This window comes from Streptomyces sp. NPDC050433 (genome assembly GCF_044458565.1).
Lineage (GTDB): Bacteria > Actinomycetota > Actinomycetes > Streptomycetales > Streptomycetaceae > Streptomyces.
On the sequence record NZ_JBITIB010000008.1, the window covers coordinates 1 to 25,246 of the forward strand.

General features: G+C 67.9%; 25 protein-coding genes and 1 pseudogene. 22 read left to right on the top strand and 4 right to left on the bottom strand.

Annotation, left to right across the window (positions count from 1 at the left end; genetic code table 11):
* The 3 genes from ACIBLA_RS11750 to ACIBLA_RS11760 form a co-directional block, all read left to right on the top strand.
* Positions 1-1,599 (top strand): vitamin B12 dependent-methionine synthase activation domain-containing protein (locus ACIBLA_RS11750; RefSeq protein ID WP_399198476.1); only part of this gene is annotated, 1,599 nt, incomplete at its 5' end.
* A 143-nt stretch (positions 1,600-1,742) separates the two neighbouring features.
* Complete coding sequence (locus ACIBLA_RS11755) at positions 1,743-2,444, top strand: HAD family phosphatase (RefSeq protein ID WP_363246913.1); 702 nt, start codon at positions 1,743-1,745, stop codon at positions 2,442-2,444.
* A 465-nt stretch (positions 2,445-2,909) separates the two neighbouring features.
* Positions 2,910-4,514, top strand: a complete 1,605-nt coding sequence (locus ACIBLA_RS11760) for an ABC transporter substrate-binding protein (protein WP_399198477.1) — start codon at positions 2,910-2,912, stop codon at positions 4,512-4,514.
* A gap of 84 nt (positions 4,515-4,598) precedes the next feature.
* Here the strand turns inward: ACIBLA_RS11760 and ACIBLA_RS11765 are convergent, their stop codons facing one another.
* Both ACIBLA_RS11765 and ACIBLA_RS11770 read right to left on the bottom strand, forming a co-directional pair.
* Complete coding sequence (locus ACIBLA_RS11765; protein WP_363246193.1) at positions 4,599-5,270, bottom strand: response regulator transcription factor; 672 nt, start codon at positions 5,268-5,270, stop codon at positions 4,599-4,601.
* An 81-nt stretch (positions 5,271-5,351) separates the two neighbouring features.
* On the bottom strand, positions 5,352-6,227 hold the full coding sequence (locus ACIBLA_RS11770) for a PD-(D/E)XK nuclease family protein (RefSeq protein WP_363246194.1): 876 nt from the start codon (positions 6,225-6,227) through the stop codon (positions 5,352-5,354).
* Positions 6,228-6,297: 70 nt separating this feature from the next.
* Between ACIBLA_RS11770 and ACIBLA_RS11775 the strand changes: the two genes are divergently transcribed.
* The 3 genes from ACIBLA_RS11775 (at position 6,298) to ACIBLA_RS11785 (ending at position 9,292) form a co-directional block, all read left to right on the top strand.
* A complete protein-coding gene (locus tag ACIBLA_RS11775) occupies positions 6,298-7,584 on the top strand; it encodes a site-2 protease family protein (protein WP_363246217.1) in 1,287 nt (428 codons plus the stop codon).
* Positions 7,585-7,637: 53 nt separating this feature from the next.
* Entirely contained in the window at positions 7,638-8,540 is a 903-nt protein-coding gene (locus tag ACIBLA_RS11780) for a tRNA (adenine-N1)-methyltransferase (protein WP_363246195.1), read from the top strand.
* Between the two features lie 164 nt (positions 8,541-8,704).
* The gene (locus tag ACIBLA_RS11785) at positions 8,705-9,292 is read left to right on the top strand and encodes a hypothetical protein (RefSeq protein WP_363246196.1); all 588 of its coding nucleotides are present in this window, start codon (positions 8,705-8,707) and stop codon (positions 9,290-9,292) included.
* A gap of 31 nt (positions 9,293-9,323) precedes the next feature.
* Here the strand turns inward: ACIBLA_RS11785 and ACIBLA_RS11790 are convergent, their stop codons facing one another.
* Positions 9,324-9,644, bottom strand: coding sequence for a ferredoxin (locus ACIBLA_RS11790; protein WP_363246197.1), 321 nt, complete (start codon positions 9,642-9,644; stop codon positions 9,324-9,326).
* Between the two features lie 253 nt (positions 9,645-9,897).
* On the opposite strand from ACIBLA_RS11790, the gene arc reads away from it, so the two are divergent.
* From arc to prcA, 6 genes and pseudogenes are all read left to right on the top strand, one after another.
* The gene (gene arc, locus ACIBLA_RS11795; RefSeq protein WP_363246198.1) at positions 9,898-11,664 is read left to right on the top strand and encodes a proteasome ATPase; all 1,767 of its coding nucleotides are present in this window, start codon (positions 9,898-9,900) and stop codon (positions 11,662-11,664) included.
* A gap of 236 nt (positions 11,665-11,900) precedes the next feature.
* Positions 11,901-13,412 (top strand): depupylase/deamidase Dop, encoded by a 1,512-nt coding sequence (gene dop / locus ACIBLA_RS11800; protein WP_363246199.1) that lies wholly within the window; start codon positions 11,901-11,903, stop codon positions 13,410-13,412.
* Positions 13,413-13,545: 133 nt separating this feature from the next.
* Entirely contained in the window at positions 13,546-13,764 is a 219-nt protein-coding gene (locus ACIBLA_RS11805) for a ubiquitin-like protein Pup (protein ID WP_363246200.1), read from the top strand.
* Positions 13,765-13,836: 72 nt separating this feature from the next.
* Positions 13,837-14,070: pseudogene (locus ACIBLA_RS11810) on the top strand (endonuclease VII domain-containing protein); the annotation flags it as partial.
* Positions 14,022-14,867 carry a proteasome subunit beta gene (gene prcB, locus ACIBLA_RS11815; protein ID WP_363246201.1) on the top strand — a complete coding sequence of 282 codons (846 nt, stop codon included), beginning with the start codon at positions 14,022-14,024 and terminating at the stop codon, positions 14,865-14,867. The pseudogene ACIBLA_RS11810 and the gene prcB, both read left to right, overlap by 49 nt.
* Positions 14,868-14,920: 53 nt before the next feature.
* On the top strand, positions 14,921-15,712 hold the full coding sequence (gene prcA, locus ACIBLA_RS11820) for a proteasome subunit alpha (protein ID WP_363246202.1): 792 nt from the start codon (positions 14,921-14,923) through the stop codon (positions 15,710-15,712).
* A gap of 66 nt (positions 15,713-15,778) precedes the next feature.
* On the opposite strand, the gene ACIBLA_RS11825 is transcribed toward prcA, so the two are convergent.
* Positions 15,779-16,837 (bottom strand): LacI family DNA-binding transcriptional regulator, encoded by a 1,059-nt coding sequence (locus ACIBLA_RS11825; protein ID WP_399198478.1) that lies wholly within the window; start codon positions 16,835-16,837, stop codon positions 15,779-15,781.
* 162 nt (positions 16,838-16,999) lie between these two features.
* Between ACIBLA_RS11825 and ACIBLA_RS11830 the strand changes: the two genes are divergently transcribed.
* From ACIBLA_RS11830 to tatC, 10 genes are all read left to right on the top strand, one after another.
* Positions 17,000-18,271 (top strand): MFS transporter, encoded by a 1,272-nt coding sequence (locus tag ACIBLA_RS11830; protein ID WP_399198479.1) that lies wholly within the window; start codon positions 17,000-17,002, stop codon positions 18,269-18,271.
* A 9-nt stretch (positions 18,272-18,280) separates the two neighbouring features.
* On the top strand, positions 18,281-19,642 hold the full coding sequence (pafA, locus tag ACIBLA_RS11835; protein WP_023542813.1) for a Pup--protein ligase: 1,362 nt from the start codon (positions 18,281-18,283) through the stop codon (positions 19,640-19,642).
* A 126-nt stretch (positions 19,643-19,768) separates the two neighbouring features.
* Positions 19,769-20,704: an FKBP-type peptidyl-prolyl cis-trans isomerase gene (locus ACIBLA_RS11840; RefSeq protein WP_363246205.1), complete on the top strand. Its 936-nt coding sequence runs from the start codon at positions 19,769-19,771 to the stop codon at positions 20,702-20,704.
* A gap of 43 nt (positions 20,705-20,747) precedes the next feature.
* On the top strand, positions 20,748-21,122 hold the full coding sequence (locus ACIBLA_RS11845) for an FKBP-type peptidyl-prolyl cis-trans isomerase (RefSeq protein ID WP_363246206.1): 375 nt from the start codon (positions 20,748-20,750) through the stop codon (positions 21,120-21,122).
* Between the two features lie 125 nt (positions 21,123-21,247).
* A complete protein-coding gene (locus tag ACIBLA_RS11850; RefSeq protein WP_399198480.1) occupies positions 21,248-22,204 on the top strand; it encodes a helix-turn-helix transcriptional regulator in 957 nt (318 codons plus the stop codon).
* 18 nt (positions 22,205-22,222) lie between these two features.
* Positions 22,223-23,194, top strand: coding sequence for a helix-turn-helix transcriptional regulator (locus ACIBLA_RS11855; RefSeq protein ID WP_399198481.1), 972 nt, complete (start codon positions 22,223-22,225; stop codon positions 23,192-23,194).
* A 50-nt stretch (positions 23,195-23,244) separates the two neighbouring features.
* Positions 23,245-23,499 (top strand): hypothetical protein, encoded by a 255-nt coding sequence (locus ACIBLA_RS11860; protein WP_399198560.1) that lies wholly within the window; start codon positions 23,245-23,247, stop codon positions 23,497-23,499.
* 38 nt (positions 23,500-23,537) lie between these two features.
* Positions 23,538-23,735, top strand: coding sequence for a hypothetical protein (locus ACIBLA_RS11865; protein WP_399198482.1), 198 nt, complete (start codon positions 23,538-23,540; stop codon positions 23,733-23,735).
* Between the two features lie 208 nt (positions 23,736-23,943).
* Positions 23,944-24,240: a Sec-independent protein translocase subunit TatA gene (gene tatA, locus ACIBLA_RS11870; protein WP_363246210.1), complete on the top strand. Its 297-nt coding sequence runs from the start codon at positions 23,944-23,946 to the stop codon at positions 24,238-24,240.
* A 112-nt stretch (positions 24,241-24,352) separates the two neighbouring features.
* Positions 24,353-25,246: a twin-arginine translocase subunit TatC gene (tatC, locus tag ACIBLA_RS11875; protein WP_363246211.1), complete on the top strand. Its 894-nt coding sequence runs from the start codon at positions 24,353-24,355 to the stop codon at positions 25,244-25,246.

The window sequence follows — 25,246 nt, forward strand, 5'->3', positions numbered from 1 at the left end:
CGGGCGCAGGAGTTGCTGGCGCTGCCGCTGGAGGAGCGTCTGGAGCGGCGGATCATCGACGGGGAGAAGAACGGCCTGGAGGACGACCTCACTGCTGCGCTCGCCGGGCGCCCGGCGCTGGAGATCGTGAACGACATTCTGCTGAACGGTATGAAGGTCGTGGGTGAGCTGTTCGGTTCCGGTCAGATGCAGTTGCCGTTCGTGCTGCAGTCGGCGGAGGTGATGAAGACGGCGGTGGCGTTCCTGGAACCTCACATGGAGAAAGTCGCCGACGGCGAAGAGGCTGCGGGCAAGGGCACGATTGTGCTGGCCACGGTGCGTGGTGATGTGCACGACATCGGGAAGAACCTGGTCGACATCATTTTGTCCAACAACGGCTACACGGTGGTGAATCTCGGGATCAAGCAGCCGGTCTCGGCGATCCTGGAGGCCGCGGAGGAGCACCGGGCGGATGTGATCGGGATGTCGGGGCTGCTGGTGAAGTCCACGGTCATCATGAAGGAGAACCTTCAGGAGCTGAACCGGCGCAGGATGGCCGCGGATTTCCCCGTCATCCTGGGCGGTGCCGCTCTTACCCGTGCTTATGTCGAGCAGGACCTGCACGAGATCTACGAGGGTGAAGTCCGCTACGCGCGTGACGCGTTCGAGGGGCTGCGGCTGATGGACGCGCTGATCGGGGTCAAGCGGGGTGTCCCCGGAGCCGTACTGCCGGAGCTGAAACAGCGCCGTGTCAAACCCGCCACGGCTGCGGTGGTGGAGCGCCTTGAGGAGGGTGCGGTCCGTTCGGATGTGTCGGTGACCAATCCCGTTCCCAGGCCGCCGTTCTTCGGCACGCGGGTGGTGAAGGGTATCCAGCTGAAGGAGTACGCCTCGTGGCTGGACGAGGGGGCGTTGTTCAAGGGGCAGTGGGGGCTGAAGGAGGCCCGTAAGGGCGGACCCAGCTACGAGGAGTTGGTGGAGTCGGAGGGCCGGCCGCGTCTGCGGGGCTGGCTGGAGAAGCTCCACACCGGCAGTCTCCTGGAGGCGGCGGTGGTTTACGGCTACTTCCCCTGTGTGTCCAAGGGTGATGATCTGATCCTGCTCGGTGAGGACGGCTCGGAGCGCACCCGGTTCACCTTCCCGCGGCAGCGGCGTGGGCGCCGGCTGTGTCTGGCGGACTTCTTCCGCCCGGAGGACTCCGGCGAGACCGATGTGGTGGGGCTTCAGGTCGTCACGGTCGGCTCGAAGATCGGCGCCGCCACGGCGGAACTCTTCGAGAAGAACGCCTACCGCGACTACCTCGAACTCCACGGCCTGTCCGTCCAGCTCGCCGAAGCCCTCGCCGAGTACTGGCACGCCCGCGTCCGCTCCGAACTCGGCTTCGCCGGCGAGGACCCGTCCCAGGTCGAGGACATGTTCGCGCTGAAGTACCGGGGGGCGCGCTTCTCGCTCGGCTACGGCGCCTGCCCCGATCTGGAGGACCGCGCGAAGATCGCCGACCTCCTGGAGCCCGGCCGGATCGGCGTCGAACTCTCCGAAGAGTTCCAGCTCCACCCCGAACAGTCCACCGACGCCATCGTCATCCACCACCCCGAAGCGAAGTACTTCAACGCGCGATAAAGCGCGACAAAGGCTCTCAGCGCGCACTTCGCCCGGACGAGTCGTACACTGGTCGGTCCAGTGTGGGCCGGTTGCCGGACTCGGCGGGATTCCCCGTCAGGAAAGGCGACCGGCCTTCTCGTCCCTCTCGGAGGTGTGCCGGAATGACCAGTACGGTTCCCGCGTCCTTGCCCCGTACGGCCGAAGGATCGGCCCTCCAGGCCGTGCTGCTCGACATGGACGGCACCCTGGTCGACACCGAGGGTTTCTGGTGGGACACGGAGGTCGAGGTGTTCAAGGACCTCGGCCACCCCCTGGACGAGGCCTGGCGCGATGTGGTCGTGGGCGGGCCGATGACCAGGAGTGCCGGCTATCTCATCGAGGCTACCGGCGCGGACATCACCCTCGACGAGCTGACCGTGCTACTGAACGACCGCTTCGAGGAGCGCATCGCCCTGGACGTGCCGCTGATGCCGGGAGCCGCCAGGCTCCTTGCCGAGCTGGCCCACCACGGCGTGCCCACGGCACTGGTCTCGGCCTCCCACCGGCGCATCATCGACCGCGTCCTGGAGACCGTCGGACGCCACCACTTCGGCCTCACCGTGGCCGGTGACGAGGTGATGAACACCAAGCCGCACCCGGACCCGTATCTGCTGGCCGCGAGCGGGCTGAGTGCCGCCCCGTCCAGATGCGCCGTCATCGAGGACACGGCCACCGGCGTCGCGTCCGCCGAGGCCGCGGGTTGCCGGGTGGTCGCGGTACCGTCCGTCGCGCCCATCGCCGCCGCCGCGGGACGGGTGATCGTGAAGTCTCTCGAAGAGGTCGACCTGGTATTTCTCCGTGGTCTGATGACGCGCAAGCACTGATACGCATACAGAGCTTGGCCCCTGAAACTATCCAAAGCCGGGGTAATGCGTAAGCGCTTGCGGAGAGCGCTCGTTGATCATTCCGGACGTGATCATGACGGCCGACAGGGATAAGCGCGTGACGTTTGTCACTCTCCGTTCCGTCGCCGAGCGTGATCACGCCCGTTCCGCACCCGACGCCTGCCCGCCCGCCGTGCCGAAACGGGCACCCATGTGTCCCGTTTTCTCACTCGATGCGCGGATCATTCGCACGGCCCGATGTCGCTTCCCGGCAATTGCAGATCACTTTGCGATTACGCCCGAAGTCGGCCCGGTTCATCACATCCGCACCCTCCGACTAATCTCAACGCGAGAACTTCGCCACTCGTTCACCGCCTCAACGGTGTGTTCCGACGGTCAATCACGTCGCGAAATTCTCAATCACCGTTGTATCCCAGGGTGTTCGGATGAGGGAGTACGTCCAGGATGAAGCGCAAGAGTCTCGTGCTGCCGGTGGTGGCCGGTCTGCTCGCACCGGTGCTCGTCGCCTGCGGCGGCTCGGACGACTCGTCCGGCAGCGGTGACGCCATCGTCGTGGGCACCACGGACCAGTTCACCGTCACCGAGGAGTCCCCGGCGCCCCTGGACCCGGCGTTCGCGTACGACACCGGCTCGTGGAACATCCTTCGCCAGTCCCTCCAGACGCTGATGCACATCCCGCGCGGCGGCGGAGCCCCGGTCCCCGAGGCCGCGTCCGGCTGCCGGTTCTCGGACAACCAGAACGAGAGCTACCGCTGCGAGCTGCGTCCGGGGCTGAAGTTCTCCGGTGGCGCCGAGGTCACCTCGAAGGACGTGAAGTTCTCCATCGAGCGCGTGATCGACATCAACTCCGAGGCAGGCGCGGTGGGCCTGCTCAAGAACATCGACACCATCGAGACGCCCAGCGACACCGAGGTCATCTTCCACCTCAAGACCCCCGACGCCACGTTCCCGTACAAGCTCTCCACACCCGTCGCCGGCATCGTCGACCCCGCGTCGTACGAGGGCAAGAAGCTCCGCGACGGCTTCGAGGTGAACGGCTCCGGCCCGTACAACTTCAAGGCCGAGCTGGACGGCGACCAGGTCGTCAAGGCGGTCTTCACCAAGAACACCTCGTACAAGGGCGACCTCAAGCTCCGCAACGACAAGGTCGAGCTGCGCTCGTACCCCGACGCGGCAGCCATGGGCAAGGCGCTCGACTCCGGCGAGATCGACGTGATGGCCCGCACCATGTCGCCCGGACAGATCGAGGAGATGTCCGCCAAGCCCAAGGACAGCGTCGCGCTCACCGAGATGCCGGGTCTGGAGATCCGCTACCTCGCCTTCGACACCGACGAGCCCGTGGTGAAGGACAAGGCCGTACGCCAGGCCGTCGCCTCCCTCGTGGACCGCGGCCAGATCGCCTCCGAGGTGTACGGCTCCACCGCCGAGCCGCTGTACTCCCTCATCCCGGCGACCATCGCGACGCACACCAACTCGTTCTTCAACAAGTACGGCGAGCCCGACCGGGAGGAGGCCGCCAGGCTCCTCGACGAGGCCGGTGTCGAGACGCCCGTGAAGTTCACCCTGCACTACACCACCGACCACTACGGCGAGGCCACGGCCAAGGAGTTCGAGACGCTCAAGAAGCAGCTCAACTCCAGCGGGCTCTTCCAGGTCGACACCAAGGGCACCGAGTGGTCGAAGTTCCGTCCCGCTCAGACACGCGGTGACTACACCGTCTACGGCATGGGCTGGTTCCCCGACTTCCCCGACCCGGACAACTACATCGCACCGTTCCTCGACGAGGACAACTTCCTCAACGCGCCGTACGCCAACAAGAAGGTGAGCGGGCAGCTGATCCCGCAGTCGCGCCGCGAGGCCGAACGCAGCGCCGCCGCCAAGGCCTTCGGGCAGATGCAGGACATCGTCGCCGAGGACGTACCGGTGCTGCCGCTCTGGCAGGGCAAGCAGTACGTCGCCGCCGACGACGACATCTCCGGGGTCGAGTGGGCCCTCAACTCCTCGGGCGAGCTGCTGCTGTGGGAGCTGGGCACCGGCAGCGCCGTCTGACCCGTAGACCTTGTGTACGAGTGAGGCCCCCGGCATCGCACCGATGCCGGGGGCCTCACTCGTACACGCTGTGCGTCGGTCCGCCTACTGGGCGCCGGGGCGCACCAGGCCGCTCTCGTACGCGTAAACCGCCGCCTGCACACGGTCGCGCAGACTCAGCTTCGTGAGCACATGACCCACATGCGTCTTCACCGTCGTCTCGCTCACGAACAGGTCCGCCGCGATCTCGGCGTTGGACAGCCCGCGCGCCACCAGCTTGAGCACCTCCACCTCGCGCTCGGTCAGCGTGTGCAGGGTGTCCGGCACCTGCTCCTCGCCGGACGGCAGATGGTCCGCGTACTTGTCCAGCAGCCTGCGGGTGATGCTCGGCGCCAGCATCGCGTCACCGGCGGCCACCACCCGGATCGCCTGCACCAGCTCGTTCGCGGGCGCGTCCTTCAGCAGAAAGCCGCTCGCCCCGGCGCGCAGCGCCTCCACCACGTACTCGTCCAGATCGAACGTGGTCAGCACCAGCACCTTCGCCGGGCCGTCCTTGCCGGGGCCGGTGATCTGACGGGTCGCCTCGACACCGTCCATCCTCGGCATCCGGATGTCCATCAGCACGACATCGGGCTGGAGCGCCCGGACCTGGTCGATGGCCTGGAGGCCGTCCCCGGCCTCGCCGACGACCGCGATGTCCTGCTCGGCCTCCAGGATCATCCGGAAGCCGGTACGCAGCAGTGGCTGGTCATCGACCAGCAGGACGCGGATCGCCACAGGGAACTCCTTCGACGGGACTGATCCCGGTCCATTCTGCCTTGAGTGCCCACCCACGACTCCGGCGGGCACACCACCCCCTTAGACCCCTTGAGCCGACTCGACCGCCTCCACGGCCGGACGAGGCTCCGCCCCTTCCGCCGGCGGCACCGTCAGCGGATACACCGGCGGGGTGCCGCCGAACTCCGGACACACCGCCTGGTGGTCGCACCAGCCGCACAGCTTCGTCGGCCGGGGCCGCCAGTCACCCGACTCCGTCGCCTGCCTGATCGCCTCCCAGAGCGCCAGCAGCTTCCGCTCGACACGCTCCAGATCGGCCTCCACCGGGTCGTACGTCAGGACGTCGCCGCTGCCCAGATAGACCAGCTGGAGCCGGCGCGGCACCACCCGCTTCAGCCGCCAGATCACCAGGGCGTAGAACTTCATCTGGAACAGCGCGCCCTCCGCGTACTCCGGACGCGGCGCCTTGCCCGTCTTGTAGTCCACGATCCGCACCTCGCCCGACGGCGCCACATCCACCCGGTCGATCACCCCGCGCAGCCGCAGCCCCGACCGCAGCTCCGTCTCCACGAACAACTCACGCTCGGCCGGCTCAAGACGCGTCGGATCCTCCAGCGAGAACCACCGCTCGACCAGCTGCTCGGCCTCCGACAGCCAGCGCGACAACCGCTCCCCGCCCTCGTCCCCCGCGAACAGCTCACCCAGCTCCGGCCTCGACTCCAGCAACCGGTCCCACTGACCCGGAACCATCGATCTGGCCCGCGGCGCCGTACGCTCGACAGCGGGATCGTCGAACAGCCTCTCCAGCACCGCGTGCACCAGCGTCCCTCGGGTCGCCGCCTCGCTCGGCTTCTCCGGAAGCTTGTCGATCACCCGGAACCGGTACAGCAAAGGGCACTGCATGAAGTCGCTCGCACGCGACGGTGACAGCGAATTGGGCTGCTGACTCGCACTCATGACACAGACCCTACGACCCGCCACCGACAGCGAGCGGAATACCATCGAGGCGAGACCCCCCGCGCACCACATGATCGAGCGAGCGACGGCGCCGCAACGAAGGGATGACGTGAACAAGGACGACGAGAGCGGCGAGAGCAGAAGGCCGCAGTCCGGTCCTGAGGACGCGCCCCCCGGCGGCAAGCGGAAGAGGCCCGAAGACCCCGGAGGCGGGATTCTGATGGGCCGTCCCTTCGGCGTACCCGTCTACGTCGCCCCCAGCTGGTTCCTGGTCGCCGCGCTCATCACCTGGGTCTTCGGCGGCCAGCTCGACCGCGTGCTGCCCCACCTCGGCGGAGTCCGCTACCTCGTCGCACTCTTCTTCGCCGTCGCCTTCTACGCCTCCGTACTCGTCCACGAACTGGCCCACACCGTCGTCGCGCTGCGCTACAAACTGCCGGTGCGCCGCATCCAGCTCCAGTTCTTCGGCGGCGTCTCCGAGATCGAGAAGGAATCGGAGACCCCCGGCCGCGAATTCATGCTCGCCTTCGTCGGCCCCCTGCTCTCCCTCGTCCTCGCGGGCTTCTTCTACCTCACGATGGCGGCCGTCGAGCCCGGCACCGTCCCCGGCGTCCTCCTCGCCGGACTGATGATCTCCAACCTCATCGTCGCCGCCTTCAACCTGCTGCCCGGCCTGCCCCTGGACGGCGGCCGGATGCTCCGCGCCGTCGTCTGGAAGATCACCGGCAAACCCATGGCCGGCACCGTCGCCGCCGTCTGGGTCGGCCGCGCACTCGCCGTCGCCGTGCTCATCGGCCTGCCGCTCCTCACCCACACCGGCGCCCTCGGCAACTCCACCAAGGACATCGGCGGCGTCGAAACCGTCACCGACGCACTCCTCGCCGCCATCCTCGCCGCGATCATCTGGACCGGCGCCGGCAACAGCCTGCGCATGGCCCGCCTGCGCGAACACCTGCCCGACCTGCGGGCCCGCGCCCTCACCCGGCGCGCCGTCCCCGTCGAATCCGCCACCCCGCTCTCCGAAGCCCTTCGCCGCGCCAACGAAGCCGGCGCCCGCGCGCTCGTCGTCGTCGACGGACAGGGCGAACCGACCGCACTCGTCCGCGAAGCCGCCATCGTCGGCGTCCCCACCCACCGCCGCCCCTGGGTCGCCGTCAGCGGCCTCGCCCACGACCTCACCGACGGCATGAAGGTCCCCGCCGAACTCGCCGGCGAAGCACTCCTCGACCGCCTCAGGGCCAACCCCGCGACCGAATACCTCGTCGTGGAGGAGAACGGCGAGATCTACGGTGTCCTGTCCACCGCCGACGTCGAACGCGCCTTCGTCGCCGCCATGGCCAGGCCCGACGCCACATGAGACCGCCCCACACCACGTGAGGGAGCCTCATATCCAGCAGGTAGTCTGACCGCATGTCCGAACCGACCGGTGCCGCCCGACGTCGCGGCCCCTTCAAGGTCGGGGACCAGGTCCAGCTCACCGACCCCAAGGGACGCCACTACACCTTCACGCTCGAAGCCGGGAAGAACTTCCACACCCACAAGGGTTCCTTCCCCCACGACGAGCTGATCGGTGCTCCCGAGGGCAGTGTTGTCCGCACCACGGGAAACGTCGCCTACCTCGCGCTGCGCCCCCTGCTCCCCGACTACGTCCTGTCCATGCCCCGCGGCGCCGCCGTGGTCTACCCCAAGGACGCGGGCCAGATCCTGGCCTTCGCCGACATCTTCCCCGGCGCACGAATCGTCGAAGCCGGCGTGGGATCGGGCTCGCTCAGCACCTTCCTGCTGCGCGCCATCGGCGATCAGGGCATGCTGCACTCCTACGAGCGCCGGCAGGACTTCGCCGACATCGCCCAGCAGAACGTGGAGCGCTACTTCGGCGGCCCCCACCCCGCCTGGCAGCTCACCGTCGGCGACCTCCAGGACAACCTCTCCGACACCGAGGTCGACCGCGTCATCCTCGACATGCTCGCACCGTGGGAATGCGTCGAACCCGTGTCGAAGGCCCTCGTACCCGGCGGCATCCTCTGCGCGTACGTCGCCACCACCACCCAGCTCGCCCGCACCGTCGAGACCATCCGCGAACACGGCTCCTTCAACGAGCCCGCCGCCTGGGAATCGATGGTCCGCAACTGGCACGTCGAGGGACTCGCCGTACGCCCCGACCACCGCATGATCGGCCACACCGGCTTCCTCGTCACCGCCCGCCGCCTCGCCGACGGAGTGGAGCCGCCCCTGCGCCGCCGCCGCCCCTCCAAGGGCGCGTACGGCGAGGACTACGACGGACCGGGAAGCGGCAGCGGATCCCGAGGCTGAGGTCCACAACACACCGGCGCCGCCGCCCCGTTCACGTCCACCCGACGCGAACTCGGCGGCGGCGTCTTTACGTTGGCCTTACCGACCCCGCTGTTCCACCGCACTGTGACGTGTGGCACCATTCACGCCACCCCCACCGGCACTGCCTTCACAGGAGACACCGCGTGCAGATCTCCGACGTCCCGGACCTCGCGCACACCCGCCCGCGTCCGGTGCACTGGCTCGCCACGGCCACCGCGATGGCCGGCGTCATGGCCGCCGCCGGACTGCTCCAGCCCGACGCCGCCACGGCCAACCAGTCAAGCCCCGAAACCACCGCACGCACCGCCCCGAACGCGGCACCGCAGCCCGCGCCCGACACCGCCGCCGTGGACTTCCCCCTCGAATGCGGCGGCGCGAAGGCACTGGTCACGAAGAAGGCCACCGGCGACCTCGACGGCGACGGCAACCCCGAAACCGTCGCCGCGGCCCGCTGCGACGCCGGCTCCGGCACCCCGCCCAGCGGTGTCTACGTCCTGACGGCGACCAAGAACGCCGGCCCACCCCGTATCGTCGCCACACTCGTGGACCCCGCCGACCGGCAGAGCGTCACCGACCTCGACATACGCGACGGCCTCGTCCAGGCACGACTCCTCGGCTACTCGGGCCCCGACGTCCCCGCCTGCTGCCCCGACGAGGACCAGCGCCTCACCTGGCAGTGGAAGAACGGCGCCTTCGTACGAAGCGCCCAGAACGAATCGCGGAGCGTCTGACCCCGTCACTCCATGTGACCCGCCCGGACGCTCACTCCGCGTCGGGGCCGTACACCTCGACGCTGTCCGAAACACGCCGCACATGAATACAGTCACCCGGACACTCCTTGGCCGAGTCGACAACATCCTTGAGAAGCGGCAGCGGCACACGCGTCGTCGCGCCGGGCGACTGCAGAAGCTCGTCGTCGGCACTCTTCACATACGCCAGCCCGTCGATGTCCAGCTCGAAGACGTCCGGCGCGTACTGGGCGCAGATCCCGTCGCCGGTGCAGAGGTCCTGGTCGATCCAGACTTCGAGCGGCCCGCCGCCCTCGGTGACTGCGTCGCTCGGAGCCTGCTGCTGCACGGTCATATCTCCTGCCGTTTCCTGCGTGGTGTGAGGCAATCTCGGGCAAGTCACGCCAGCCCTGACGGGTGTTGAACACTTCGACGATACAACCGGCCGCTTTCCGATGTTGAACGGTGGGTATTCCCCTGGCGTGAGGGAGAGCGCAAGGGTGAAGATCGGACACGCCCCGACAGTCTTTGTGATCTAGGGGTTTTAATCACCACCTACCCAGGTAGGGTCAGGAAGCGTCCAGCTCCCCTTGGAGGAGGTGAGGACCGTGGCAGCCCACGACGACGACATCAACCGCGGCATCCGGCCCGGACGAGGGTCCGAAGACCCGGCCGGCCAGGTTGCCTTTCTCGAGCAGGAAATCGCCGTCCTGCGACGTAAGCTCGCCGACTCTCCGCGTCATACGAGAATTCTCGAAGAGCGGATCGTCGAACTGCAGACGAACCTGGCAGGCGTGTCCGCGCAGAACGAGCGGCTAGCCAACACGCTCCGTGAGGCCCGCGACCAGATCGTGGCCCTCAAGGAAGAGGTCGACCGGCTCGCACAGCCGCCCGCCGGCTTCGGCGTCTTCCTGCAGGCGAACGAGGACGGCACGGCCGACATCTTCACCGGGGGCCGCAAGCTCCGGGTGAACGTCAGCCCCGGCGTCGAGCTCGAAGAGCTCCGGCGCGGCCAGGAAGTCATGCTCAACGAGGCCCTCAACGTGGTCGAGGCCATGGAATTCGAGCGGGCCGGAGACATCGTCACCCTCAAGGAAATCCTTGAGGACGGCGAGCGCGCCCTCGTCGTCGGACACACCGACGAGGAACGGGTCGTACGGCTCGCCGAGCCGCTGCTCGACATCAACATCCGCGCCGGCGACGCCCTCCTGCTCGAACCGCGCTCCGGATATGTCTACGAGGTGGTCCCCAAGAGCGAGGTCGAGGAGCTCGTCCTCGAAGAGGTCCCCGACGTCGACTACAGCAAGATCGGCGGCCTCGGCGGCCAGATCGAGATGATCCGCGACGCCGTCGAACTGCCGTACCTCTACCCGGACCTCTTCAAAGAGCACGAACTGCGCCCGCCCAAGGGCATCCTGCTCTACGGTCCGCCCGGCTGCGGCAAGACACTCATCGCCAAGGCCGTCGCCAACTCCCTCGCCAAGAAGGTCGCCGAAGTCAGCGGCCGACCCGCGGGGAAGAGCTACTTCCTCAACATCAAGGGCCCTGAACTCCTCAACAAGTACGTCGGCGAGACCGAGCGGCACATCCGCCTCGTCTTCCAGCGTGCCCGTGAGAAGGCCAGCGAGGGCACACCCGTCATCGTCTTCTTCGACGAGATGGAATCCCTCTTCCGCACCCGCGGATCCGGCGTCAGCTCGGACGTGGAGAACACCATCGTCCCCCAGCTGCTCGCCGAGATCGACGGAGTCGAGGGCCTGGAGAACGTCATCGTCATCGGCGCCTCCAACCGCGAGGACATGATCGACCCGGCGATCCTGCGACCCGGCCGGCTCGACGTGAAGATCAAGATTGAGCGCCCGGACGCGGAAGCGGCGAAGGACATCTTCGCCAAGTACCTCCGCTCCTCGCTGCCCCTGCACGAGGACGACCTGTCCGAACACAAGGGCTCGCCCGAGTCCACCGTCCAGGGCATGATCCAGTCGGTCGTCGAGCGGATGTACACCGAATCCGAGGAGAACCGCTTCCTTGAGGTCACCTACGCCAACGGCGACAAGGAAGTCCTCTACTTCAAGGACTTCAACTCCGGCGCGATGATCCAGAACATCGTCGACCGGGCCAAGAAGATGGCCATCAAGGACTTCCTCGACGAGAACCAACGAGGACTCCGCGTCGCCCACCTCCTGCAGGCCTGCGTCGACGAATTCAAGGAGAACGAAGACCTGCCCAACACCACCAACCCCGACGACTGGGCCCGTATCTCCGGCAAGAAGGGCGAGCGGATCGTCTTCATCCGCACCCTCGTCACCGGAAAACAGGGCGCGGACACCGGACGCTCCATCGACACGGTGGCGAACACCGGACAGTACCTGTAAGACACAGACCGGCTGCGGATGTCCGGACGGGCATCCGCAGCCGGTTGCTTTCCCCGTACCTTTCACGACACCAGGCCAATGACGGAAACGATCTCCCCACCAATGCAGAGGCGTTCTAGGCTCTTGGGTACCGCCACGTCGCGCAGTGCGGGGACGGGCACTGCACACGCACCGGAGAGACAGCGGTACTTGAGCGCCGTTCCCGAAGGGGAACGCCGCCGGGCAAGGAGGGCCGCATGACCGTACGGCGAGTAATGGGCATCGAGACGGAGTACGGCATCTCCGTCCCCGGCCAACCGAACGCCAATGCCATGCTCACCTCTTCCCAGATCGTCAACGCCTACGCGGCGGCGATGCACAGGGCGCGCCGCGCCCGCTGGGACTTCGAGGAGGAGAACCCGCTGCGGGACGCACGAGGCTTCGACCTCGCCCGCGAGGCCGCCGAGTCCAGCCAGCTCACCGACGAGGACATCGGGCTGGCCAATGTGATCCTCACCAACGGCGCACGGCTCTACGTCGACCACGCGCACCCGGAATACAGCTCCCCGGAGGTCACCAACCCACGCGACGCCGTCCTGTGGGACAAGGCCGGCGAACGCATCATGGCCGAGGCCGCCGAGCGCGCCGGACAGCTCCCCGGCGCCCAGCCGATCCTGCTCTACAAGAACAACACCGACAACAAGGGCGCCTCGTACGGCACGCACGAGAACTACCTGATGAAGCGGGAAACCCCGTTCTCGGACATCGTGCGCCACCTGACGCCGTTCTTCGTCTCACGGCAGGTCGTCACCGGCGCCGGCCGGGTCGGCATCGGCCAGGACGGCCACGAGCACGGCTTCCAGATCAGCCAGCGAGCGGACTATTTCGAGGTCGAGGTCGGACTGGAGACCACCCTCAAACGGCCCATCATCAACACCAGGGACGAGCCGCACTCGGACGCCGAGAAGTACCGCAGGCTCCATGTGATCATCGGCGACGCGAATCTCTCGGAGATCTCCACCTATCTCAAGCTCGGCACGACATCCCTGGTCCTGTCCATGATCGAGGACGGGTTCATCAACGTCGACCTGGCCGTCGACCAGCCCGTACGCACCCTCCACCAGGTCTCGCACGACCCCTCCCTCGCCCGCCTGGTCACGCTCCGCAGCGGGCGGACACTCACCGCAGTGCAGCTCCAGATGGAGTATTTCGAACTCGCGCGCAAATACGTCGAGGAGCGTTACGGCGCCGACGCCGACGACCAGACCCGAGACGTGCTGGGCCGTTGGGAGGACACGCTCAACCGGCTGGAGAACGACCCGATGAGCCTGTCGGGCGAACTGGACTGGATCACGAAGAAGGAGATCCTGGAGGGCTACCGCCGCCGGGACAACCTGGAATGGGACGCGGCCCGGCTGCACCTGGTGGACCTCCAGTACTCGGACGTACGCCCCGAGAAGGGCCTCTACAACCGTCTGGTGGCCCGCGGCAAGATGGACAGGCTCCTGGACGAACCGGACGTCGAACGGGCCGAGACGAAGCCGCCTGAGGACACACGCGCCTATTTCCGGGGCCGCTGCCTGGAGCAGTACGCGGACGACGTGGCCGCGGCCTCCTGGGACTCGGTCATCTTCGACCTGCCGGGCCGGGACTCCCTCCAGCGGGTACCGACCCTGGAACCTCTCCGGGGCACCCGTAACCACGTGAAAGCGCTCCTGGACAGATGCCGCACGGCCGAGGACCTGGTCCGGGTGCTCTCGGGCGGCTGAAATGGTCGCGGTCCGGGAATCATGGAGATGGCCCCCGGACGTTGTACGAACTGCGGGGCCGATGTCGGACCCTGCTTGTAGGGTCGGATCTTGAAGGTCACATCGAGCGGGGCAACCGAGCGGGGTGAGGGTTATGGCGACCAAGGACACCGACGGCGGGCAGCAGAAGGCGACGCGTTCCACCGAGGAGGTCGAGGAGACGACCGAGGACGTACAGCAGTCCGAGGACCTCAAGGAACGCCAGGAGAAACTGTCGGACGACGTGGACTCCGTGCTGGACGAGATCGACGACGTACTCGAGGAGAATGCCGAGGACTTCGTTCGGTCCTTCGTGCAAAAGGGTGGACAGTAGTCACGTGTCTGAACGGGTGATGAGGTGCTCCCGGTGTCGGGAGCACCTTCCCGCAGTGTCGTCGCGGCGAAGATGATCTCGTCGCAGATGGGCATCTGCGTCATCTGCCCGTCCGCCTCCGCCGCGCATGTGGATCACTGCCATGAGACGGGTAGGGTCCGAGGCGTACTGTGCTTCAACTGCAATTCGGCCATTGGCAAGTTGGGGGACGATCCCGACACCCTGCGCCGTGCCATCGCATACCTGGAGGGAAACGCGTGGAAGCCAACACTCGTAGCACCGGGCGTCTGCCAGCTGCCTTCCTGACGCCCGGGTCGGCCTCGTTCATGGACTTCCTGTCCGTCCACTCGCCGGAGATCCTGCCGGGCAACCGGGTGCTGCCGCCCGTCCAGGGTGCGATCGAGGCGCCGCACGGGACGACGATCGTCGCCGTGACGTTCGACGGCGGGGTCATTCTCGCCGGTGACCGTCGGGCGACCATGGGCAACATGATCGCGCAGCGCGACATCGAGAAGGTCTTTCCGGCCGACGAGTACTCGGCCGTGGGTATCGCGGGTACGGCGGGTCTCGCCGTGGAGATGGTCAAGCTCTTCCAATTGGAGCTGGAGCACTTCGAGAAGGTCGAGGGCGCGCAGCTCTCCTTCGAGGGCAAGGCCAACCGGCTCTCCACCATGATCCGCAGCAATCTGGCCATGGCCATGCAGGGGCTGGCCGTGGTCCCGCTCTTCGCCGGCTGGGACGTCGACCGGGAGAAGGGCCGCATCTTCTCGTACGACGTCACCGGTGGCCGTTCGGAGGAGAACGGGTACGCGGCGACCGGGTCGGGCTCGCTGTTCGCGCGTGGTGCGATGAAGAAGCTGTTCCGTGAGGGGCTGACGGAGGAGCAGGCGGTCACGCTGGTCATCCAGGCGCTCTACGACGCGGCGGACGACGACTCGGCCACGGGTGGCCCGGACGTGGCCCGCAAGATCTATCCCCTCGTCAACGTCATGAGTGACGAGGGCTTCCGCAGGGTCACCGACGAGGAGTCCTCGCGGATCGCCCGCTCGATCATCGAGCGCCGGCTGGATCAGCCCGACGGCCCGCGCGCCGAGCTGCTCTGACGCCCGGCCTCTTCTGAATAGACATGTCACTGACAGGAAGGGACGGATAGCCGGTGTCGACGCCGTTCTATGTCTCACCCCAGCAGGCCATGGCCGACCGGGCGGAGTACGCCCGTAAGGGCATCGCCCGCGGTCGCAGCCTGGTTGTGCTGCAGTACGCCGACGGCATCGTCTTCGTCGGTGAGAATCCGTCCCGCGCGCTGCACAAGTTCAGCGAGATCTACGACCGGATCGGGTTCGCCGCGGCCGGTAAGTACAACGAGTACGAGAATCTGCGCATCGGTGGTGTCCGGTATGCGGATCTGCGTGGATACACCTACGACCGTGACGATGTGACGGCTCGTGGGCTGGCGAACGTCTACGCGCAGACGCTGGGCACGATCTTCTCCAGCGCCGGTGAGAAGCCGTACGAGGTGGAGCTGGTTGTCGCCGAGGTCGGTCCGACGGCCGACGGGGACCAGATCTACCGGCTGCCGCACGACGGGTCGATCGTGGACGAGCACGGCTCGGTGGCGGTCGGTGGTAACTCGGAGCAGATCAGCACGTTCCTGGACCAGCAGCACCGTGACGGGATGTCGCTCGCCGAGGCGCTGAAGCTGGCGGTGCAGGCGCTGTCCCGCGATACGAACGGCAGTGAGCGGGAGATTCCCGCCGAGCGGCTGGAGGTGGCGGTCCTGGACCGTACCCGGCCGCAGGAGCGCAAGTTCAAGCGGGTGGTGGGCCGTCAGCTCGCTCGTCTGCTGGAGGCGGACGGTGCGGCGTCCACGCCGACGGACGCTCCTTCGGACATCGAGGAGTCCGAAGGGTCTGCGGGGTCTGCGGGGTCGGGCGACGCCGAGGAGTGAGCGGCGCAATTCTTCCGGTGCCCCGAACCGTCCGTGCGGTCCGGGGCACCGGTCTGTCCGGGGGTGTCAGGTGCCGGGCGGGGGAGGAGCGGTCGACCCGCGGATCACCAGTGAGACGGGCAGGACGGTGGTCTCGGGCTCGCGTCCGTCGAGGATGGCGAGCAGGGCCGACATCCCGTGTTCGCCGACTTGTTCGGCGGGCAGCCGCACGGTGGTCAGTTCCGGTTCCACGGCCGTCGCGAGGGCCAGGTCGTCGAAGCCGGTGACGGAGACGTCGTCCGGGACCCGCAGGCCGAGTTTCCGTACGGCTTTGATGGCGCCTGCCGCCAGGACGTCGCTGTCGCAGATGAGTGCGGTGGGCCGTGGGCCGGGGCCGCTGAGTGCCCGTTCGGCCGCCTCGCGTGCGGCGTGCACTTCCAGGGGTGAGGTCGTGGTGGTGACGTGTGCTCCGGGCACTTCGCGTACGGCCCGGGCCAGGGTGTCGGCCCGTACGGTGAACGTCCAGGAGGTCACGGCCGAGGCGAGGTGGGTGATCCGGCGGTGGCCGAGTCCGAGCAGATGGTCCGTCACCTGCCGCATGGCGTCGGCGATGTCGAGGTTGACGTGTGCGGCGGCGCCGGATCCGGTGGGGTCGCTGTCGAGCATGACCAGGGGCAGTTCGGTGCCGCGGATGCCGGCGAGAGCTTCGGCCGCGATGGACGAGGCGATCACTCCGTCCAGTGCCGCCCGTGCCGAGGCGAAGGGGTCCTTGGCGGGTCCGACGCCGTCGGGTGACGGGTAGAGGACGACTCCGAAGCTGTGTTCGGTGGCGACGGAGGCGGCGCCTGTGTAGACGCGGGCGAAGAATTCGTGGGTGAGGGCGGGTACGACCAGCAGCGCGGTCCTGGTGCGGCCGAGCCGGAGGTTGCGGGCGGCGAGGTTGGGCCGGTAGCCGAGTTCGCGGGCGGTGTCCCGGACGAGCCCGGCGGTGCGCTCGGAGACCCGGCCACGCCATTTGTCGCCGAGGACGAGGGAGACGGTGGCCTGTGACACCCCGGCCTCGTGCGCCACGTCCCTGCTGGTGGGTCTCGCGGGCCGCGCGGCCGTGCCGGGACCGGGTCGGTCCGTACGGGGCGGCTCTGCCATGGGTGTCGTCCTCCGTGGTGGCGGGTGCGCCGGATGTCCGTTGCGCGCGGCGGTGGCCCCAAGTCGGTGGACCCGTGAGCTGCCGACATGGTACGTATGACGCCGGAAGTTATACGTAAAACTTGCTGGCGCCGGGTGGGCCGGGGGAGAGAAGGGGGAGTCATGGCCGCAGGCTATGTGGAGATTCTCAGGGCACCGCACGCCGCACGACTGCTCACCGGCACGCTCGTGGGGCGGCTGCCCAGCGCCACCGGCCATATCGCGGTCGTGCTGTTCACCCGCGACGCGGGCGGCAGCTACACCCTCGCGGGCGTCCTGGCGGCCGTCTACGGGCTGGCCACCGCGCTCGGCCAGCCGCTGCTCGGCCGTGCCGTGGATCTGGTCGGCCAGCCGCGTGTCCAGCTCCCCGCCGCGGTCGTCTCCGCCCTCGGCATGGTCCTCCTCGCCGCCACGGGTATCGAACCGCTGCCTCTCGCCTGCGCGGCGGTGGTCGTCGCGGGCTTCTTCACCCCGCCGCTCGAAGGCGGCCTGCGGGCCCTGTGGCCCAGCGTGCTGGGCCGGGAGGACCGGGTGCACCGGGCGTACGCCATGGACGCCGTGGCGCAGGAGGTGATGTTCACGGCGGGCCCGCTGTTCGTCACGCTCCTCGTCGCCCTCTGGTCGCCGGGCGCCGCCCTGCTGGTCATCAACGCCATCGGGGTCCTCGGCGCGCTCACCGTGGTGCTCTCCAAACCCTCGCGCGCCTGGCGTTCGGCGCCTCGGGAGGCGCACTGGCTCGGCGCCCTGCGCTCACCGGGGCTCCTCGCGCTCCTCGCGGCCTTTCTCTTCATCGGTCTGGCTCTCGGCTCCATCACCGTCGCCGGCGTCGCGTACGCGGACGACCAGGGCCGCGAGTCCGTGTACGGCTATCTGATGGCGGCCCTGGGGCTCGGCGCGCTGGTGGGCGGGCTGGTGTACGGGGCGCGGCAGTGGACCGGCACTCCGGAACGGAGGCTGCTGTGGATCACCGCCCTGCTCGCCGTCGGTTATCTCCCGCTGATGCTGACCCCCGGCGTCGTGGCCATGACCGCGCTCGCCGCCCTTTCCGGGGTCTTCCTGGCGCCCGCGCTGGCCTGTGCGTTCATCGTGGTCGACCGGCATGCCCCGCGCGGCACGGTGACGGAGGCGTTCTCCTGGCTCGTCACCACCTTCGGCGTCGGCGCCGCGCTGGGTACGGGGGTGGCCGGCCCGGCAGTGGAGCTGGCCGGGACATCGGCGAGCTTCGCGGTCGCGGGGGCGGGCGGTCTGGCGGCGCTGCTGGTTCTGCTGGCCACCCGGAAGGTCCTGGTGGTTCCCGGCGGTGGCGCGGGCGGCGGCCCCACCGGGGACGCCGGAAACGAAAATGATCGCAACGGTGCGGCCCAACACGGTTTCAGCTCAGGCCATCAGGCGTAATGTTCAGACATGGACCGCCGCATTTTCGGGCTGGAGAACGAGTACGGCGTCACGTGCACCTTCAGGGGACAGCGCCGGCTGTCGCCTGACGAAGTGGCGCGCTACCTCTTCCGCCGTGTTGTCTCATGGGGCCGCAGCAGCAACGTCTTCCTGCGGAACGGTGCCCGCCTCTACCTCGACGTGGGATCGCATCCGGAATACGCGACACCCGAATGCGACAACGTGACCGAACTGGTCACGCACGACAAGGCCGGCGAGCGCATTCTCGAAGGCCTGCTCGTCGACGCCGAACGCCGCCTGCACGAGGAGGGAATCGCGGGCGACGTCTATCTGTTCAAGAACAACACCGATTCGGCGGGAAACTCCTACGGCTGCCACGAGAATTATCTCGTCGCCCGCCACGGGGAATTCTCCCGGCTCGCGGACATCCTCATCCCGTTCCTCGTCACCCGGCAGCTGCTCTGCGGCGCCGGCAAGGTGCTGCAGACTCCGCGTGGCGCGGTCTACTGCGTCAGTCAGCGCGCCGAGCACATCTGGGAGGGTGTCAGCTCCGCCACCACCCGCTCCCGTCCCATCATCAACACCCGTGACGAGCCGCACGCCGACGCGGAGCGCTACCGCCGGCTGCATGTGATCGTCGGCGACTCGAACATGTCCGAGACGACCATGCTCCTCAAGGTCGGTGCCACGGATCTCGTGCTGCGCATGATCGAGGCGGGCACGGTCATGCGTGACCTCACCCTGGAGAACCCGATCCGGGCGATCCGTGAGGTCAGCCACGACATCACCGGTCAGCGCAAGGTGCGCCTGGCCAGCGGGCGCGAGGCGTCCGCGATCGAGGTCCAGCGGGAGTACTACGAGAAGGCCGTGGACTTCGTCGACCGCCGGGGTATCCGTACCGGCACCGTGGAGCAGGTCCTGGAGCTCTGGGGCCGTACGCTCGACGCGATCGAGGCGGAGGACCTGGACCGGATCGACACGGAGATCGACTGGGTCATGAAGTACAAGCTCATCGAGCGGTACCGGGCCAAGCACAACATGACCATGTCCCATCCGCGGGTCGCCCAGATAGATCTCGCCTACCACGACATCCACCGCCGCCGCGGGCTCTACTACCTGCTGGAGAAGCGCGGCCAAGCGGCCCGTATCTGCAACGACATGAAGATCTTCGAGGGCAAGTCCGTGCCCCCGCAGACCACCAGGGCGCGGCTGCGCGGAGACTTCATCCGCCGGGCGCAGGAGCAGCGGCGGGACTTCACCGTCGACTGGGTCCATCTCAAGCTCAACGACCAGGCGCAGCGCACGGTCCTGTGCAAGGACCCGTTCCGTTCGGTGGACGACCGGGTGGAAAAGCTGATCGCCGGTATGTGACCGTATCGAGGGACGCTTCGGCTGTCCCGGAACGCGACTCGGGCCCCGTACGTTCCTCGTGCGGGGCCCTTGCCACGCCCTAGAGTGTCGAGGAACTTAATCTTCCGTCTCAGATCTGAGGAATTCGTGCGCCGACTTGCCGGCCTCATCGTCATCCCCCTTCTGCTGCTGACCACGGCGGCCTGCGGTGACGACAAGGGCTCCGACTCCACCTCGTCCAAGAACGGGTTTCCCGAGATCACCGCGGGTGCCAAGTTCGGTGAGAAGCCGACTCTCGCGAAGGGGCAGGGGACTCCGCCGAAGGAACTGAAGGTCGATGTCGTCAGTGAGGGTGACGGTGCGAAGCTGAAGAAGGGCGACGCGATCCAGGTCAACTACCTGGGTCAGTCGTGGGATTCGACCAAGCCGTTCGACAACAGTTTCGACCGCAAGGCCCCGTTCGACCTGACGCTCGGCGCGGGCATGGTCATCCAGGGCTGGGACAAGGGCCTGGAGGGTCAGAAGGTCGGCAGCCGCGTCGAGTTGGTCATCCCGCCGGACCTGGGTTACGGGGCGCAGGGCCAGGGCGACATCAAGCCCAACTCCACTCTTGTCTTCGTCGTGGACATCCTGAAGGCCACCCAGGTCCCGACCTCCGCGAAGGGCACCGAGGTCCCGCAGGACGACGCCGACCTGCCCAAGGTCGGGGTCAACACGGACGGCAAGGCTCCCACGGTCACGGTCCCGAAGACGGACCCGCCGAAGAAGCTCGTCTCCAACTATGTGCTGGAGAGCAAGGGCGAGGTTGTCAAGGACACCGACTCGGTCGTTCTGAACTACGAGGCGCTGCTGTGGAAGGACGGCAAGACCTTCGACAGCACGTACAAGAACGGCAAGACCGTCACGTTCCCGCTGCCGCAGCTCACCCTCAAGGGGCTGAAGGACGGCGTCGTCGGCAAGAAGGCCGGCAGCCGGGTGCTGATCGTCATCCCGCCGGCCGACGCGTTCGGTGACAAGGAGCAGCAGGGCATTCCGAAGAACTCCACGCTGGTCTTCGCCGTGGACATCCTTGCGAAGGTGTAAGACTGTCCCGGTTGCCCCGTTCATCAGTTAGAGGAGCAGTTCAGTGAGCATCGAGAAGCCCGAGATCGACTTCCCGGGTGGCGAGCCGCCGGCCGACCTGGAGATCAAGGAAATCTGGGAGGGCGACGGCGCCGAGGCCAAGGCGGGCGACTTCGTTTCCGTCCACTACGTGGGCGTGGCGTTCTCCACGGGCGAGGAGTTCGACGCCTCCTGGAACCGCGGTGCGCCGCTCCAGTTCCAGCTGGGTCAGGGGCAGGTCATCTCCGGCTGGGACAAGGGTGTCCAGGGCATGAAGGTCGGCGGCCGTCGTCAGCTGACGATTCCCTCGCACCTCGCGTACGGCGAGCGTGGCGCGGGTGGCGGCGCCATCGCCCCCGGCGAGACGTTGATCTTCGTCTGCGATCTGGTCTCCGTCTGATCGACGCCGCGGACACACCGAGGGCCCATGCTGTCCGGCGTGGGCCCTCGGCTTTTACCGGGGGACTTCCGGGCGGTACGGTCGACGCGCGGATGCGGCACTATCAAATGAGGTGTAGGGCGTCGATGGCCATTGCCAAGGCCGAGCGGTTGATGAATCTCGCGCTGTGCCTGCTCGGCACCCGGCGCCCGCTCAGCAAGCGCGAGTTGCGCGAGTCCATCGAGGCGTATCTGGAAGCCGGTTCCGACGACTCGTTCAACCGAATGTTCGAGCGGGACAAGGACGATCTGCGCGAACTCGGCCTGGTCATCGAGACGGTGGAGAACCTGGACGGCGAGACGGGTTATCTGGCCCGCCGGGACAGCAACCGGCTCCCCGCCATCACCCTGGACGCCGAGGAGGCCGCCGCGCTCGGGCTCGCCGCCAAGGTCTGGCAGCAGGCGCGTCTGGCGGGCGCCGCCAGCGGTGCGCTGCAGAAGCTGCGGGCCGCGGGTATGCCGGAGGCGGAGGACTCGTACGAGGCGCACCACAGCGCCCTCGAACCGCGTATCCCTGTCCATGAGGCCGCGTTCGAGCCGCTGATGCTCGCCTGCCGTGACCGCAGGCCCGTCGTGTTCGACTACCGCAAGGCCAACGCCGCGAGGCCGGAGCAGCGCCAGGTGGAGCCCTGGACGCTGGAGTGCTGGCGCGGCCACTGGTATCTGGCGGGCTGGGACCGGGAGCGGCGGGCCGAGCGGGTGTTCCGGCTCTCGCGGATCAGCGGCCGGGTCCGTTCCAGGCCGGGGCAGTTCGGTGCGCCGGTGCCGGACGTGGTCACGGTGCGCGAGACGGTCGAGAGCTGGGCGGGGGAGACGGCGACGCGTTCGGCGCTGATCCGGCTCCGTTCCGAGAGCGGTTATCCGCTGCGTGCCAGGGCGGTGTCGTCGCGGGAACTGGGGGACGGCTGGGACGAGTTGGAGATCCCGTACGGTCATGGCCTGGACGCCTGGTTGGTGGAGTTCGGTCCCGACGTGGTCGTGCTGGAGCCCGCTGACCTGCGGGCCGACGTGGTGGACCGGCTGCGCGCCGTGGCCAAGGCCTGAGGGGAACTCGTAGACACCATGGCAGCCAACGCCATCGACCAGACGCGCCGGATGCTTTCGCTGGTGACCTATCTGCGCGAGCGCCCCGGCGCGCATGTCCAGGATGTCGCCCGCGCCTTCGGGATCACCGAGGACGAGTTGATCTCCGACCTGGACGTGCTGCCCATGTGCGGGACGAGTTTCCGCGGCGGCGATCTCCTGGACATCGACACCGACGGCGACCGTATCTGGTGGCACAACCCGGACGATGTCGCGGAGCCGCTGAGGCTGGCGGCGGACGAGGCCACCGCGCTGCTGGTGGCCGCCCGCGCCGTCGCCACCCTGCCGGGACTGCGGGAGAGCGACCGGCAGGCGCTGCTGCGGGCCACGGCGAAGCTGGAGGCCGCGGCCGGGGAGGTGGCGGGTGCCAGTTCCCGGCTGTCGGTCACGTTCGAGTCGGAGGGCGGCGTCTTCGCGGATGTGGACCGGGCGATCTCGGAGCGGCGGCGGCTGTGGCTGCGTTACTACTCCCCGGCGCGGGACGAGCTGACCGAGCGCGAGGTCGATCCGATCAGGCTGTTCGCGGTGGGCCATACGTATATGGAGGCCTGGTGCCGGCTCTCCGAGGCGCGGCGTACGTTCCGGCTGGACCGGGTCGCGGAGATCAAGCTGCTGGACGAGCCGGCCGCGCCGCCGGAGCTGGAGCTGCGCGACCTGTCGGCGGGACTGGTGCAGCCGTCGGCGGAGGATCCCGAGGTGGTGGTCGAGGTCGGCCCCGGCGGGCGCTGGGTCGCGGAGTACTACCCGCACGACAGTGCCGAGGAGCTGCCGGACGGCGGGCTGCGGATCACGCTGCGTACGCCCGCGCCCGCGTCGTTGCGCCGGCTCGCGCTGCGGCTGGGCCGGGACGGGCGGATCACGTCCCCGCCGGAACTCGCGGAGAGCGCGCGGCGGGCGGCCCGTGAGGCGCTGGCGGCGTACGACTCCGACGACGCGTACCACCGAAGCTAGGGGATGTGGGGGATATGTCCACGATGGGTGGTTTCCCGGCACCGACGTCCATGCCGCCGACGTCCATGCCGTCGGTACCTATGGCGCCGGTCCTCTTCCAGGCCTCCTGCCCCGAGTGCCGGGCCCGCTTCGAGCTGTCGGCCGGCGCGCTGCGGCTCGCGATCGGCGCCAGCCGCCGTACGACCTTCTACTCCTTCACCTGCCCCGAGTGCGAGACGGTGGTGCGCAAACCCGCCGGTGAACGCATCGTCGAACTGCTCACCGGCGGCGGCGTGCGGACCCTGCGCCTGCATTCGACGCTTTAGACGATGTATCCGACGCTCTAGGAGACAAGGCTCCACGCATGTTCTGGCCCATGCTCGCCATCGCCCTCGGGTTCTGCGGGATCGCCGTGCTCGGTGTCCTCGCGATCCGCGTCTTCGTCGAGGCTCAGCGCCTCGGCCACCAGGTCGCCTCCACGACGCGGCGGATCAACCGGGCGGCGGAGGAGCTGGAGCTGGCCGCCACCCATCTCGCGAAGACCGGCGATGCCATCCGATAAATGAATGCACCCTCCCTCCATCACCAGTTCGGGCGGTAGGGTGACGAAGCGGTCTCGGACTGGAGGCGGGGGCCGTCGTAGGGAGTACGCACAGGCATTGCCCTGCGTTTACCCCTGCGGGTTACGATCGCTGCCAGCACGATGGTCAGACAGTGAGTTGTCCGGCTGTCGTCCCAGACTCTGTCGCCTCGGTGAAGAAGGTAATGTTATGGGTAGGCTCGGCCCCACCGAGATCATCCTTATTCTCGTCGTCATCATCCTGCTCTTCGGCGCCAAGAAGCTTCCCGACATGGCCCGTTCACTCGGCAAGTCGGCGCGCATCCTCAAGAGCGAGGCGAAGGCGATGAAGTCCGACGAGAACAAGAGCGGCACGGCCCCGACGGACCCGCCGACCGCCTCCTCCGCCGACCCGGACCAGCCCGCGCCCCGCACCATCCAGGCGGCGCCCGGCGATGTCACCAGCTCGCGGCCCGTCGCAGAGCCGACCGACTCGACCAAGCGCTGATCCGACCCCTGGGCCGATGCACGCACCGGGCACGGTGACGGCCTGCCGCACGAGATGAGGACGTGGGTTGCCCAAGTCTGCCCGCACAGAAGAGAAGGATCCCGAGGGGCGCATGCCGCTCGTGGAGCATCTTCGTGAGCTGCGCAACCGGCTGTCGAAAGGGCTGCTCGCGATCGTCGTGGTGACGATCGTGGCCGTGTTCTACAGCGAGCAGATCATGTCGTTCCTCTCCGAGTCGGTCCCCAAATGTGAGAACGGGCTCCAGGAGAGCGACGGCGGAAACTGCGCGGTCGTCTCCTTCAACACCCTCACCTCGCCGTTCACCACGACGATCCGGGTCAGCCTCACCGCGGGCATCATCGTGGCCAGCCCGATCTGGCTGTACCAGCTCTGGGCGTTCATCGCGCCCGGCCTGCACAAGAACGAGAAGAAGTACACGTACGCCTTCGTGGCGAGCGCGGTGCCGCTCTTCACGGCCGGTGCCTACCTCGCCTACATCATCCTGCCGATCAGCGTGAAGGTGCTCATCAGCCTCACGCCGGAAGGCTCGTCCAACATCCTCTCGCTCGACGAGGTCCTCGACTTCACCACCCGCATGGTGCTCGTCTTCGGTCTCGCCTTCGAGCTGCCCCTGGTGCTGGTCATGCTCAACATGACCGGCATCGTCACCGGCCGCAGGATGGCCGGCTGGTGGCGCGGTGTCGTCATGGGCGTCTTCGTCTTCGGCGCGGTGATCACTCCCACGACCGACCCCGTGGGCATGCTCGCGCTCGCGGGCCCCATCGTGATCCTCTACTTCGGCGCGGTCGGCTTCTCGCTCGTCAACGACCGGCGCAGGCGTCGCAAGAACCCGGACGCGGACCTGGACGACGACGAGGCGTCCGACCTGGACCACACGCCCGAGAGCGTCGGCAGTGTCGAACCGGTCTCCGCGGTGCCCTCCCTCCCGGAGCAGGCGGACAGCAGCCGTAACACCCGTGTGAACGGTTACGACGACATCACCTGA

Excerpts from the sequence above, each read along its gene's own strand:
- ACIBLA_RS11860 (WP_399198560.1), top strand. The coding sequence starts at position 23,245 with ATGCCGCCGACGTCCATGCCGTCGGTACCTATGGCGCCGGTCCTCTTC.
- ACIBLA_RS11825 (WP_399198478.1), bottom strand. The coding sequence starts at position 16,837 with ATGGCAGAGCCGCCCCGTACGGACCGACCCGGTCCCGGCACGGCCGCG.
- ACIBLA_RS11830 (WP_399198479.1), top strand. The coding sequence starts at position 17,000 with ATGGCCGCAGGCTATGTGGAGATTCTCAGGGCACCGCACGCCGCACGA.
- ACIBLA_RS11755 (WP_363246913.1), top strand. The coding sequence starts at position 1,743 with ATGACCAGTACGGTTCCCGCGTCCTTGCCCCGTACGGCCGAAGGATCG.
- dop (WP_363246199.1), top strand. The coding sequence starts at position 11,901 with ATGACCGTACGGCGAGTAATGGGCATCGAGACGGAGTACGGCATCTCC.
- ACIBLA_RS11770 (WP_363246194.1), bottom strand. The coding sequence starts at position 6,227 with ATGAGTGCGAGTCAGCAGCCCAATTCGCTGTCACCGTCGCGTGCGAGC.
- tatC (WP_363246211.1), top strand. The coding sequence starts at position 24,353 with ATGCCGCTCGTGGAGCATCTTCGTGAGCTGCGCAACCGGCTGTCGAAA.
- ACIBLA_RS11775 (WP_363246217.1), top strand. The coding sequence starts at position 6,298 with ATGATCGAGCGAGCGACGGCGCCGCAACGAAGGGATGACGTGAACAAG.
- ACIBLA_RS11865 (WP_399198482.1), top strand. The coding sequence starts at position 23,538 with ATGTTCTGGCCCATGCTCGCCATCGCCCTCGGGTTCTGCGGGATCGCC.
- ACIBLA_RS11780 (WP_363246195.1), top strand. The coding sequence starts at position 7,638 with ATGTCCGAACCGACCGGTGCCGCCCGACGTCGCGGCCCCTTCAAGGTC.
- ACIBLA_RS11855 (WP_399198481.1), top strand. The coding sequence starts at position 22,223 with ATGGCAGCCAACGCCATCGACCAGACGCGCCGGATGCTTTCGCTGGTG.
- tatA (WP_363246210.1), top strand. The coding sequence starts at position 23,944 with ATGGGTAGGCTCGGCCCCACCGAGATCATCCTTATTCTCGTCGTCATC.
- pafA (WP_023542813.1), top strand. The coding sequence starts at position 18,281 with ATGGACCGCCGCATTTTCGGGCTGGAGAACGAGTACGGCGTCACGTGC.
- ACIBLA_RS11805 (WP_363246200.1), top strand. The coding sequence starts at position 13,546 with ATGGCGACCAAGGACACCGACGGCGGGCAGCAGAAGGCGACGCGTTCC.
- ACIBLA_RS11850 (WP_399198480.1), top strand. The coding sequence starts at position 21,248 with ATGGCCATTGCCAAGGCCGAGCGGTTGATGAATCTCGCGCTGTGCCTG.
- ACIBLA_RS11760 (WP_399198477.1), top strand. The coding sequence starts at position 2,910 with ATGAAGCGCAAGAGTCTCGTGCTGCCGGTGGTGGCCGGTCTGCTCGCA.
- ACIBLA_RS11790 (WP_363246197.1), bottom strand. The coding sequence starts at position 9,644 with ATGACCGTGCAGCAGCAGGCTCCGAGCGACGCAGTCACCGAGGGCGGC.